Source organism: Azotobacter salinestris (genome assembly GCF_009363155.1).
In the GTDB taxonomy this organism is placed as follows: Bacteria; Pseudomonadota; Gammaproteobacteria; order Pseudomonadales; family Pseudomonadaceae; genus Azotobacter; species Azotobacter salinestris.
In genome coordinates this window covers 2,249,586-2,261,298 of the sequence record NZ_CP045302.1, presented here as the reverse complement: position 1 = coordinate 2,261,298, position 11,713 = coordinate 2,249,586, and the positions used below count along the sequence as shown (strand labels likewise).

The 11,713-nt window shown below is 68.1% G+C and carries 11 protein-coding genes and 2 tRNA genes; 4 read left to right on the top strand and 9 right to left on the bottom strand.

The features are described 5' to 3' along the window. Positions 1-5: 5 nt before the first annotated feature. The 8 genes from cooS to GCU53_RS10520 all read right to left on the bottom strand — a co-directional run bounded on the left by cooS (position 6) and on the right by GCU53_RS10520 (position 7,192). Entirely contained in the window at positions 6-1,904 is a 1,899-nt protein-coding gene (cooS, locus tag GCU53_RS10555; protein WP_152387577.1) for an anaerobic carbon-monoxide dehydrogenase catalytic subunit, read from the bottom strand. Position 1,905: 1 nt separating this feature from the next. Further along, positions 1,906-2,466, bottom strand: coding sequence for a 4Fe-4S dicluster domain-containing protein (locus GCU53_RS10550; protein WP_152387576.1), 561 nt, complete (start codon positions 2,464-2,466; stop codon positions 1,906-1,908). A gap of 334 nt (positions 2,467-2,800) precedes the next feature. Then, positions 2,801-2,876: transfer RNA gene (locus tag GCU53_RS10545), tRNA-Phe, on the bottom strand. Between the two features lie 40 nt (positions 2,877-2,916). Continuing rightward, a tRNA-Phe gene (locus tag GCU53_RS10540) sits at positions 2,917-2,992 on the bottom strand. Between the two features lie 108 nt (positions 2,993-3,100). Next, positions 3,101-3,373: an oxidative damage protection protein gene (locus GCU53_RS10535; protein WP_152387575.1), complete on the bottom strand. Its 273-nt coding sequence runs from the start codon at positions 3,371-3,373 to the stop codon at positions 3,101-3,103. Beyond that, a complete protein-coding gene (mutY, locus tag GCU53_RS10530) occupies positions 3,370-4,458 on the bottom strand; it encodes an A/G-specific adenine glycosylase (RefSeq protein ID WP_152387574.1) in 1,089 nt (362 codons plus the stop codon). Before mutY ends, GCU53_RS10535 begins: the two co-directional genes overlap by 4 nt. Continuing rightward, on the bottom strand, positions 4,455-6,686 hold the full coding sequence (locus GCU53_RS10525) for an AsmA family protein (protein ID WP_152387573.1): 2,232 nt from the start codon (positions 6,684-6,686) through the stop codon (positions 4,455-4,457). Before GCU53_RS10525 ends, mutY begins: the two co-directional genes overlap by 4 nt. Positions 6,687-6,793: 107 nt before the next feature. Further along, on the bottom strand, positions 6,794-7,192 hold the full coding sequence (locus GCU53_RS10520) for an acetyl-CoA sensor PanZ family protein (protein WP_152387572.1): 399 nt from the start codon (positions 7,190-7,192) through the stop codon (positions 6,794-6,796). A 150-nt stretch (positions 7,193-7,342) separates the two neighbouring features. On the opposite strand from GCU53_RS10520, the gene hisB reads away from it, so the two are divergent. The 4 genes from hisB (at position 7,343) to hisF (ending at position 10,318) form a co-directional block, all read left to right on the top strand. Next, positions 7,343-7,936 (top strand): imidazoleglycerol-phosphate dehydratase HisB, encoded by a 594-nt coding sequence (gene hisB / locus GCU53_RS10515; RefSeq protein ID WP_152387571.1) that lies wholly within the window; start codon positions 7,343-7,345, stop codon positions 7,934-7,936. Next, positions 7,936-8,574: an imidazole glycerol phosphate synthase subunit HisH gene (hisH, locus tag GCU53_RS10510; protein ID WP_152387570.1), complete on the top strand. Its 639-nt coding sequence runs from the start codon at positions 7,936-7,938 to the stop codon at positions 8,572-8,574. Before hisB ends, hisH begins: the two co-directional genes overlap by 1 nt. A 74-nt stretch (positions 8,575-8,648) precedes the next feature. Then, the gene (hisA, locus tag GCU53_RS10505; RefSeq protein WP_152387569.1) at positions 8,649-9,383 is read left to right on the top strand and encodes a 1-(5-phosphoribosyl)-5-[(5-phosphoribosylamino)methylideneamino]imidazole-4-carboxamide isomerase; all 735 of its coding nucleotides are present in this window, start codon (positions 8,649-8,651) and stop codon (positions 9,381-9,383) included. 164 nt (positions 9,384-9,547) lie between these two features. Then, complete coding sequence (gene hisF / locus GCU53_RS10500) at positions 9,548-10,318, top strand: imidazole glycerol phosphate synthase subunit HisF (RefSeq protein ID WP_152387568.1); 771 nt, start codon at positions 9,548-9,550, stop codon at positions 10,316-10,318. Between the two features lie 58 nt (positions 10,319-10,376). Here the strand turns inward: hisF and GCU53_RS10495 are convergent, their stop codons facing one another. Continuing rightward, positions 10,377-11,699, bottom strand: a complete 1,323-nt coding sequence (locus tag GCU53_RS10495; protein WP_152387567.1) for a S41 family peptidase — start codon at positions 11,697-11,699, stop codon at positions 10,377-10,379. Positions 11,700-11,713: the final 14 nt, after the last annotated feature.

Below are 11,713 nucleotides of genomic sequence, written 5' to 3'. Positions count from 1 at the left end.
CTCCGTCAGATGCCGAGCGCCGCGCGCTTCCCGGCGATATGCGCGACCATCCAGTCGGCGGCGCCCTTGGGCTCCAGTTCCACCCGCACCACGGCGCCGGTCAGCTCCTGCAGGTCCTCGGTGAGCAGCTTGGTGACCATCGGGCCGCCGAGGATGCGCGGGGCCGGGGCGATGTGGCAGGACACGCCGAGCGCCAGAAAGGAGCCGCCGATGGACACGGCCTTCTCCTGCACCAGCTCCGGCGCCGAACCCACCGCGGGCAGCTGGCCGACCTTGACGCCGAGGCGCTCGGCCAGCGCCACCATCAGGTCGACGATGCGCGAGTTGTCGACGCAGGCGCCCATGTGCCAGACCGGCGGCAGCGGGCCGTCGAGGCCGGCGGCCTTGCCCAGCACCACGAGCACCGCCTTGAGGCCGTCGCCGCAGTAGCGGTAGGTCGCCTCGCTGGTCATCAGGCCGTCCTGGGCGCAGATGTGCGCGGTGCAGCCGGTGGTCAGCACCAGCACGTTCTGGCGCAGCAGGTGCTTGACCATCTCCTCGGTCATGGCGTTGTCGCGGAACTTGATGCTCGAGCAGCCGACCACCCCGACGAAGCCGAAGATGTTGCCGTTGGCCACGTTGTCGATCACCGGCTTGAGCGGGTCCTCGGCATCCAGCTTGGAGAGCAGGTCGATGATCGCTTCCACCGACAGGCCGGCCACCGCCGTGCTCTTGTGCTGGGGAATGTCGACCGGCTTGCCGCGCCGGCGGCGAAAGGCGTCGATGGCCGCCTGGACGATCTGCCGGGCGCTCTCGTCGGCGTGGTGTGGCTCGAACGGGATGTGCCGGGCGTCGGGAATCCGCACCATGGCGTCGGTGGTGATGAAGGCGGTGTCGAAGCACTTGGCGACCTGGGCCAACTGCGGCCAGATGCACTGGATGTCCACCACCATGGCATCGACCGCGCCGGTGGCGAGAATCAGCTCGGTCTGCGAGTTGTGCGCGGCCAGCTTGACGCCGTGGCGCATGCTCAGCTCGTTGCCGGTGCAGCACACGCCGACCACGTTGATGCGCTCGGCGCCGGCGGCGAGGGCCTCGCCCTCCAGCTTCTCGGCCCATTCGAGGATCTTTTCCGAGAGCACCGGGTTGTGGCCGTGGGCGGCGAGGTTGACGCTGTTCTCCTCCAGCACGCCGACGGCGGCCTCGGTCACCGCGATCTCCGGCACGCCGAAGAGGATGTCCTGCAGGTCGACGCACAGGGTCAGGCCGGTCCAGCCGTCGATCAGGCTCATCTTCAGCACCCGCAGCATCAGCGAGACCGGATCGGCGTCGTTGCCCATCGAGGTGGCGTGCATCGCCGTCTCGATCTCGTTGTGCGGGTTGGAGTACATCAGCCCCAGATCGCTCCACAGCGCCTGCTCCGCGGCCGGCGCGCGCTTGCTGACCCAGTTGTTCGGCAGCTCGTCCTGGCGGCCGAAGTCCTCCAGGGCGATGTTCACCAGATCGCGGCAGATGTCGTTGACTTCACGGCCCTCGGTCGGCACGCCGAAGGTCTTGGCCAGGGCCATCACCTTGGACACGCCCTTGACCTGATAGGGGGCCTTGCCGTTCAGCGCGTCGCGCAGGGTCAGGAGCACATGGCGAGCATGACCGACGTGGGAGGCGGTGCCGCCCACGGTGTCGCGCAGCAGGTTGCGGGCGACCATGGCGTCAGGCGTCAGGCCGCACACGCCGGTCTTCGGGCCGTTGCCGAACGGGTCGATGCGGCACGGGCCCATGTAGCAGATGCGGCAGCAGGTGCCCAGTTCGCCGAAGCCGCACTGCGGGCTCATGACCTCCAGACGGTCGCGGGCGGTGGCAAAGCCTTTGTCGTGGGCGACCTTGAGAAGGGCGCCCTCGATGACGGGAAGAGTGGTGTCGGCCATATCAGTTGGCTCCCTTCAAGGATCGCAGAATGTCCATGCCATTGGTTTGCGCGGGCTGCTCGCCGCAGACGGCCGCGCGGGCCGTGGCCTGTCGGCGCTGCGCCGCAAATTCTTCCGGCGTGAGGTAGAGGAGGGTGCCGGTCGGGCAGGCCGCCACGCAGGCTGGCGCCTCGCCCCTGGCCGTGCGCTCGGGGCAGCGGTCGCATTTCAGCGCCTTCTTGCTCGACTGGTCGGCCGTCACCCCGCCGAAGGGGCAGACGACCACGCACATCCAGCAACCGATGCACTTGTTGGAGTCGGAAAACACCGCATCGGTACCGCAATCGCGCTGCATGGCGCCGGTGGGGCAGGCGGTGATGCACGAGGCGTCGCTGCAATGCTGGCAGCGCGACGGGTAGCTGTAGGCGCCGACGCCTTCGACGTTGATGCGCCGCTGCGGGGGCGGCGTCTCCAGGATGGCGCCGGCCAGGGTTTTCGACTGCGAGTGTTCGACCGCGCAGGCGATTTCGCACGACTTGCAGGCGACACAATTCTCGACCACGGTGAAGATGGTTCTGGACATGCCTTCTCTCCTGTTCCGGGAGGCGCACGAGTCTGCTCGTCGCCTGCGGATCAGTAGCAAATGTGAATTCCGAACGTAGCCTTTTCGCGTCGGCGGCCATGCCGCAGACAAGGTATTCCCAGGCACGGTAGCGGGGAGGCAGGGGCTTGTCTGTCGGCTGGCCGACACCTGGCCTCGAATAGCCATGGCCGGTGTGTGGAAAAGGGCCTTGGCGAGTGTCCGGCAGGAAGGCGGGAGGGCATCGGCGCGTCGATGCGGGCTCAGCCCAGGAGTGAGCGGGCCGGAAACACGAAGGCCCCCGCACATCGTGGTGTACGGGGGCCTTCGTCGAATATGGTGCCCAGGGACGGAATCGAACCGCCGACACGGGGATTTTCAATCCCCTGCTCTACCAACTGAGCTACCTGGGCGAAAGGGCGTTGCGACTGCGGGAGTACCACTCGAGGGAAATGGTGCCCAGGGACGGAATCGAACCGCCGACACGGGGATTTTCAATCCCCTGCTCTACCAACTGAGCTACCTGGGCAACAACGGCCGGCATTAAACCTTCTTTACCGCCGGAGCGTCAACTGCAGCCGGCGAAAAAATTAGCTTTTTGAAGCGGTTAGCGTGAGCCGGCGCGTCGGTCGAAGGCTCACTCCTTCGGCTGCACGTAGCCCTCGGCCTGGGCGTATTCCTCGCCGGAGAGGAACTTGTCCATCTCGCCCTGGAGGAACTTGCGGTCCTCGGCATTCATCATGTTCAGCCGGCGCTCGTTGATCAGCATGGTCTGGTGCTTCTGCCATTCGTCCCAGGCCTGCTTCGAGACGTTGTTGTAGATGTCCTCGCCCTTGGGGCCCGGGTAGGGCGGACGGTCGAGGCCGGGCAGTTCCTCTTTGTACTTGCGGCAATGCACGGTGCGGGTCATGGGTCTCTCCTCGAAGTCGGCTGATCCGCCGGAGGCTGCAGTTCGCTCTGGACGTGCTTGAGCAGCTTCTTCACCGGGGCGGCGAGGCCCAGGCGCGGCGGAGCGGCGAGGTTATACCAGAGCCAGTCGGCCTCGGCCACGGCGGGGGCGGCGCTTTCCACCGCGATGAGCCAGGGCTCGATGGCCAGCTGGAAATGGCTGAAGGTGTGGGTCAGGCCGGGCAGCGCGCGGCGCTCGCCGAGGCGCAGGGCATGGCGGGCGGCGAGCGGGGCGAGCGCTTCGATGTCGTCCAGCTCCGGCAGGCTCCAGAGTCCGCCCCAGAGTCCGCTGGAGGGGCGCCGGTAGAGCAGGATGGCGCCGTCGCGGCTGGCCAGCAGCGGCATCAGGGTGCGCTTTCGCGGCAGCTCCCGGCGCGGCTTGGGCGTCGGGTAGTCCGTCTCGCGGCCGAGCAGGTGGGCGCGGCAGCCGCTCTGCAACGGGCAGAGCAGGCAGGCCGGGCGAGCACGGGTGCAGAGGGTGGCGCCGAGGTCCATCATCGCCTGGGTGTAGTGGTTGACCCGCGCCTCGGGGGTGAGACGCTCGGCGGCGTTCCACAGGCGCTTCGCCACCCCGGGCTCGCCCGGATAGCCGTCCTCGGCCAGGTAGCGGGCCAGCACGCGCTTGACGTTGCCGTCGAGGATCGATGCGCGCAGCCCCATGCTGATGCTGGCGATGGCGCCGGCGGTGGAGCGGCCGATGCCGGGCAGTCCGGCGAGGGCCTCCAGCGAGCGGGGAAACGCGCCGGCGTACTGCTCGACGACGATCTTCGCGGTCCTGTGCAGGTTGCGCGCGCGGCTGTAGTAGCCGAGCCCGGTCCACAGGTGCAGCACCTCGTCCTCGGGCGCCGCGGCGAGCGCCTCCACCGTCGGCAGGGCGGCCATGAAGCGCTCGTAGTAGCCGAGCACGGTGGCGACCTGGGTCTGCTGCAGCATGATTTCCGAGACCCACACCCGGTAGGGCGTGATGTCCTGCTGCCAGGGCAGGTCCTTGCGGCCGTGGCGGTCGTACCAGGCGAGCACGGCGCTGCCGAACTGTTCGGGGCTCATCGGTTGAACAGCCCCTTCAGCGCGTCCTTGAGTTCCGGGCTGACCTTGTCGCCGAGCTTCTCCTCGAGCTTCTGGTTGAGCTTCTCGCCGGCCAGCTTGGCGGCGATCTGGCGCAGTCCGTCGCGATCCAGGCGGCAGGCCTTGGCGCCCAGTTCCAGCGGGCCGCGGCAGCGGACCGGCCATTCCAGGCCGACGTAGCGCTCGTTGACCTGGCAGGCGGCATCGGGCATGGCGCGCTTGTCGCCCTCGATGATCACGCCGATGCGGTAGTCCATGCCGAGCACGCGCAGGTCCAGGTCGCCGTTGCCGTTGACCGTCAGGCCGGGGATGCGTGCCTTGAGGTCCGGGTTGCTGGCGACGCCATTGGTGAACCGCAGGCTGCCGCTGAGCTCCTCGAAGGGCGTGTCCTTGGCGCTGGGCGGATTGTTCAGCCCCTTGCGGTTGAGGGTGGCGATGGCCAGGCACAGCTGCTGCTCGAGGTTGGCGTCGGGCAGCACGCCGTCGTGGAGGACGAAGCTGGCCGTGCCGTTGAGCCCCTCGACCCAGGCCTTCTGGCTATTGCCGCGGGTTTCCAGGTCGGCGTTCAGGTCGAGCAGGCCCTTGACCGGGGGCTTTTCCTTGCCTTCCGTCTCGATAAATTTTTCCACCGGAATCCGGCTGAGGCGCTTCAGCACGCTCAACTGGGGAGTGGACGGGCGGACGTCGAGGCGGGCCTGGCTGTCGAAGCTGCCGCCGAAGAGTTCGCCGCGCAGGCTCTGCAGAGTCAACAGGCCGTCCTTGGCGGTGGCCTGCAGGTGGGCGTTGCCGATCGGCAGCCGGTCGAGGGTCAACTGGCCGACATCGAGGTTGGCCTGCAGATCCAGCTTGCGCAGGGTGTCGACCGGCAGCACGGCCTCTTCGCTCCAGGCCTGCTGGGTGGGGGCATCGGGCAGCGGGGTGTCGCTGTTCTGGATGGCGCTGGCCACGGCGCCCTTGACCTCGGCCTGGCGCGCGGCACCGGCGGCCTCTTTCTTCTCGCTCTTCGGCGCCAGGTAGCGGTCGAGGTCCAGCCGGTCGCCCTTGAGCTGCACGCGCAGGGCCTGGCGGGCGAGATCGGCGACGGCGATGCGGCCGGTGAACTGGCTGTCGTCCAGCTTCAGGTCGAGCTTGTCGAAGGCCACGGCGCTCGGCGAGCCGCTCAACTGGGTGTTCAGTTCGAGGCGGGTCAGGCTGGCGGGGTCGGCCGTCGCCGGCAGTTCCTGGCCGAGGCCGGCGAGAAATTCGCGCGGGTTGAACTGGGCGATCGACAGGCCGCCGCTCAGCTGCGGGGCCTTGTCCAGTTCGCGCACCTTCAACTCGCCGATGGCGCGCAGCTGGTTGGCGGTGAGCTTGAGACCATTCCATTCGGCCACCTGGGCGGCCAGATCGGCGAGCAACTCGCCCTGGGCGGCAAAATTCAGGCTCTTGCCCTTGAGCGGCTCGCCGGAGGCCTCGCCGGACAGCCGGGCGTTGCCCAGCTGGAAGCGCTGGAGCGCGGGGTCGAAGCGCAGCATGCCCTCGAGGTCGGTGCGCGCGCGCATCACCGGCTGGTTGCTGCCGAAGAAGGCGGTCAGCTTGAGGGGGATGTCGCTGTCCGGGCGGATCGCGCCGCTGGTGAGCTGGATGCTCTCGGCGCTGAATTTCTGCCCGCTGCGTTCGTCCAGGTAGTCCAGCCGGGCGTTGTTCAGCGTCAGGCTGTCGATGTCCAGGCGCAGCGCCCGGGCGCCGTTGTCGGCGGGCGTCTCGACGGGTACTCCGGCCGGCGCTGCGGTTTCCCCGGCAGCGACCTCCGGCTGCTTGGCCTGGGCCGGGCGGCCGAGGTCCTCCCAGTTGCCGCGGCCCTGCTTGTCGCGGCGCAGGTGCAGGTTGAGGCCGTCGACGCGGATGTCGCTCATCTGGATTTCCCGGCGCAGCAGCGGCAGCACCCGCACCGACAGGCCGATCATCTCCAGGTCGGCGACTGGCTGGTCGGGGGTGCGGGTGCTGGCCACGCTGGTCTGCTGCAGCTGCAGGCCAAGCCAGGGGAACAGGCTCCAGCCGATATCGCCGTTCAGGGTCAGTTCCAGATTGGCCTTGTCGCGGGCGAGCTGGCGGATCTCGTCCTTGTAGTCGTTGGGGTCGAACAGCTGGGTGAGGGCGAAGCCGAGGCCGACGGCGATCAGCAGCAGCCCGAGAACGAGCAGGCCAAGGATTTTGCCGAGCGTTTTCATGGGCGGAGTCCTTGTTGGGGGTTCGCGATGGGATATCGGCCGCCGAGTATAGCGGCCCGCCATGGTGGCCGAGCCGCGCGCCCGGCGGCCGGGGGCGGGCGGAGGCCTCAGAGGGCGTCCAGCGGCAATTGGGTGCGGGCGGCCAGGGCCTGGGCTTCCAGCTGGTCGGTGGGGCCGGCCAGATGCAGGGGCTTGCCGGCTTGCGCGGCGAGACGCCGGGCCTCGTCGAGCAGGCGGCGGGCGACGCCGCGGCCGCGGGTGATCCGGCGCACGCAGAGGTGCGACAGCCGCCAGCAGTCGTCGTTCCTTTCCAGCAGCGCGGCGCCGAGCAGGCGGTCGTTGAAGCGGCCGGCGATCAGCGTGCCATGATCGAGCCCGGTGGCGATCAGGTGCTCGGCGTCGGCATGGGGGGCCAGCAGCCAGGCGGGGGCATCGGCATAGATCTTCGCCAGGTCGATGCGGTCCTGGGGGCTGGCGGTGGTGAACGTTTCGACGTGGACGGGCATGGTTTTCGGGGGCCTTGTCGCTTGCTGGATCGGCAAGGATAACCAGCGGAGCCCGTCCGTGCACCGGGCAGGCCGTGCCGGACGGCTTATCCGCCCTCCGGGTTTGCGCCTATAATGGCGACCTTTCGTCCCACGACTAGCGGAGCTGTGATGGCCGAACGTACGGCTTGCGTCGAGCGCAACACCCTGGAGACCCAGATCAAGGTCTCGATCAACCTGGACGGCACCGGCAAGGCCCGGTTCGCCATCGGCGTGCCCTTCCTCGAGCACATGCTCGACCAGATCGCCCGCCACGGCCTGATCGACCTGGATATCGAGTGCCGGGGCGACCTGCATATCGACGACCATCACACCGTGGAAGACGTCGGCATCACCCTCGGCCAGGCCTTCGCCAAGGCCATCGGCGACAAGAAGGGCATCGTCCGCTACGGCCACTCCTACGTGCCGCTGGACGAGGCACTGTCGCGTGTGGTGATCGACTTCTCCGGCCGTCCTGGCCTCTCGATGCACGTGCCCTACACCCGCGCCCGGGTCGGCAGCTTCGACGTGGACCTGTTCCAGGAGTTCTTCCAGGGCTTCGTCAACCACGCGCAAGTGACCCTGCACATCGACAACCTGCGCGGCAGCAACACCCATCACCAGATCGAGACGGTGTTCAAGGCCTTCGGCCGTGCCCTGCGCATGGCCATCGAGCTCGATCCGCGCATGGCCGGGCAGACGCCTTCCACCAAGGGGTGCCTGTGATGCAGACGGTAGCCGTGATCGACTATGGCATGGGCAACCTGCACTCGGTGGCCAAGGCGCTGGAGCACGTCGGCGCCGGCCGGGTGCTGATCACCAGTGACGCTCAGGTGATCCGCGAGGCCGACCGGGTAGTGTTCCCCGGCGTTGGCGCGATCCGCGACTGCATGGCCGAGATCCGTCGGCTGGGTTTCGACGCCCTGGTCCGCGAAGTGAGCGCCAACCGGCCGTTCCTCGGCATCTGCGTCGGCATGCAGGCGTTGATGGAGCACAGCGAGGAGAACGGCGGGGTCGACTGCATCGGCCTGTTCCCCGGACGGGTGCGCTTCTTCGGCAAGGATCTGGTCGAGGACGGCGAACACCTCAAGGTGCCGCACATGGGCTGGAACGAGGTCGCCCAGAGCGTCGACCATCCGCTCTGGCACAACATCCCGGACCACGGCCGCTTCTACTTCGTGCACAGCTACTACATCGAGGCCGGCAATCCGCGCCAGGTGGTCGGCCGCGGCCACTACGGGGTCGACTTCGCCGCCGCGCTGGCCGAGGGCTCGCGCTTCGCCGTGCAGTTCCACCCGGAAAAGAGCCATACCCACGGTCTGCAGCTGCTGCAGAACTTCGCCGCCTGGGACGGGCGCTGGTAGGCGCCGCAGGATTCTGGTGGAAAACGCTGCGCGGTTTTCCACCCTACGGGCTCTTCTGACGTTAGGAAAAAGACATGCTGATTATCCCCGCAATCGATCTCAAGGACGGTGCCTGCGTGCGCCTGCGCCAGGGCCTGATGGAGGATGCCACGGTGTTCTCTAACGACCCGGTGGCGATGGCCGCCAAATGGGTCGAGGCCGGCTGCCGCCGTCTGCACCTGGTCGACCTCAACGGCGCCTTCGAGGGCCAGCCGGTCAACGGCGAGGTGGTCACCGCCATCGCCAAACGCTACCCGAGCCTGCCGATCCAGATCGGCGGCGGCATCCGTTCGCTGGAGACCATCGAGCACTACGTCAGGGCCGGGGTCGGCTACGTGATCATTGGCACCAAGGCGGTCAAGCAGCCGGAGTTCGTCGGCGAGGCCTGCCGCGCCTTCCCCGGCAAGGTGATCGTCGGTCTGGACGCCAAGGACGGTTTCGTCGCCACCGACGGCTGGGCCGAGGTCAGCACCGTGCAGGTCGTCGACCTGGCCAGGCGCTTCGAGGCCGACGGCGTCTCCGCCATCGTCTACACCGATATCGCCAAGGACGGCATGATGCAGGGCTGCAACGTCGAGGCCACCGCAGCCCTGGCCATCGCCACCCGCATCCCGGTGATCGCCTCCGGCGGTATCCACAACCTCGGTGACATCCAGAAGCTGCTGGACGCGCGTGCCCCGGGCATCGTCGGCGCCATCACCGGCCGTGCCATCTATGAAGGCACCCTCGACGTGGCCGAAGCCCAGGCGCTGTGCGACAGTTTCCAGTGATCTATCGCGTAGGGTGCGCTTGATCGCTCCCACGCTCTGGCGTGGGAGCGCAACCGGGGACGCTTAGCGTCCCGAGCGAGGCTCCCACGCCGGAGCGTGGGAACCATCAGCACGAGAAGCCGCATGCCGAGATTGCCGGCATGCAATCGACGAGAGAGATTGCCATGGCCCTCGCCAAACGCATCATCCCCTGCCTTGACGTGGACAACGGTCGCGTGGTCAAGGGCGTCAAGTTCGAGAATATCCGCGATGCCGGCGACCCGGTGGAGATCGCCCGCCGCTACGACGAGCAGGGCGCCGACGAAATCACCTTTCTCGACATCACCGCCAGCTCGGAAGGCCGCGACACCACCCTGCACACCGTCGAGCGCATGGCCAGCCAGGTGTTCATTCCGCTGACCGTGGGCGGCGGCGTGCGTACCGTACAGGACATCCGCAACCTGCTGAACGCCGGTGCCGACAAGGTGTCGATCAACACCGCCGCAGTGTTCAACCCGGAGTTCGTCGGCGAGGCCGCCGAGCGCTTCGGTTCGCAGTGCATCGTGGTTGCCATCGACGCCAAGCGGGTGTCGGGTCCGGGCGAGGCGCCGCGCTGGGAAATCTTCACCCACGGCGGGCGCAAGCCCACCGGACTGGATGCGGTGGCCTGGGCGAAGAAGATGGAGGGGTTGGGTGCCGGCGAGATTCTGCTGACCAGCATGGACCAGGACGGCATGAAGAATGGCTTCGACCTGGGGGTGACTCGCGCCATCAGCGAGGCGGTAGGCATCCCGGTGATCGCCTCGGGCGGCGTCGGCAACCTCGAGCACCTGGCGGCCGGCATCCTCGAGGGCAAGGCCGACGCGGTGCTGGCGGCGAGCATCTTCCACTTCGGCGAGTACACGGTGCCGGAAGCCAAGGCCTATCTGGCCGGCCGCGGCATAGTGGTGCGCTGAGCCGGCCGGTGCCGGGCGGAGGGCGCCGGCGCGGCCCTCCACCCGCTCGCTGCGCGGCCTACTGCTGCTGCCCGCGGGTCAAGTTGAGCCCCTTGAGCAGGTTGAGCGCCTGGCTCAACTGGTAGTCGTCGTCCTGCGGGCGGGCCTTGCCTTCCTGGCCGGCCTTGCCGCTGGGCTTGTCCGGGCCGCCGTTGCCGTTGCCCAGGTGGCCGGCCAGATCGGCCTCGCGCAGGTGCTCCGGCTGGGTGTCCTGGGTCAGCCTGGCGCGCTCCACCACGATGTCCGGCACTATGCCCTGGGCCTGGATCGAGCGGCCATTGGGCGTGAAGTAGAGGGCGGTGGTCAGCTTCAGGGCGCGGTCGTTGTTCAGCGGCAGCACGGTCTGCACCGAGCCTTTGCCGAAGGTATCGGTGCCCATCAGCACCGCCCGCTTGTGATCCTGCAGGGCGCCGGCGACGATTTCCGCCGCCGAGGCGCTGCCGCCGTTGATCAGCGTCACCAGCGGCACGCCTTCGCTGGCGTCGGCCGGGTCGGCCGAGAAGCGCAGTTCGGAGTTGGCGATGCGCCCCTTGGTGTAGACGATCAGGCCCTTGGTGAGGAAGTGGTCGGAGACCTCGACCGCCGACTGCAGCACGCCGCCGGGGTTGTTGCGCAGGTCCAGCACCAGCCCCTTGAGCTTCTGTCCGCCGTTCTCCTGCCGCAGGCGCGCCAGCGACTTGCCGACCTCCTCGCCGCTGTTGACCTGGAACTGGGTGATGCGCAGGTAGCCGTAGCCGGACTCGAGCAGCTGGCTCTTCACGCTCTTGACCTTGATCACCGCGCGGGTCAGGCGGACATCGAACGGCCTGCCGCCTTCGCGCACCAGGGTCAGCTCGATCTTGCTGCCGGGCTTGCCGCGCATCTTGTCCACGGCCTCGAGCATGGACATGCCCTTGGTCGGCTGGTCGTCGATCCTGACGATCAGGTCGCCGGCCTCGATGCCGGCCTTGGCGGCCGGGGTGTCGTCGATCGGCGAGACCACCTTGAGCTGGTCGTCCTCCATGCCGACCTCGATGCCCAGGCCGCCGAATTCGCCGCTGGTACTTTCCTGCAGGTCGAGGAACTCCTTGGGCTCCAGGTAGGCCGAGTGCGGATCCAGATTGCTGATCATGCCCTTGATGGCATTTTCCAGCAGGGTCTTGTCGTCCACCGGTTCGACATAGGCGGCCTTGATCCGGTCCAGGACCTCGGCGAAGGTGCGCAGTTCGTCGAGCGGCAGGAGGGGCTTGCCTCGCGTCTCGGCAGCTGGTGCAGCAGGGGTCTCCTCGGCGTGCAGGAAGGGGGTGCCGAGCGCCAGGGCGGCAGCCAGGGCCAGCGAGAGGGGGCGGGGCAGGTGCGGCATGGAAACGAACTCCT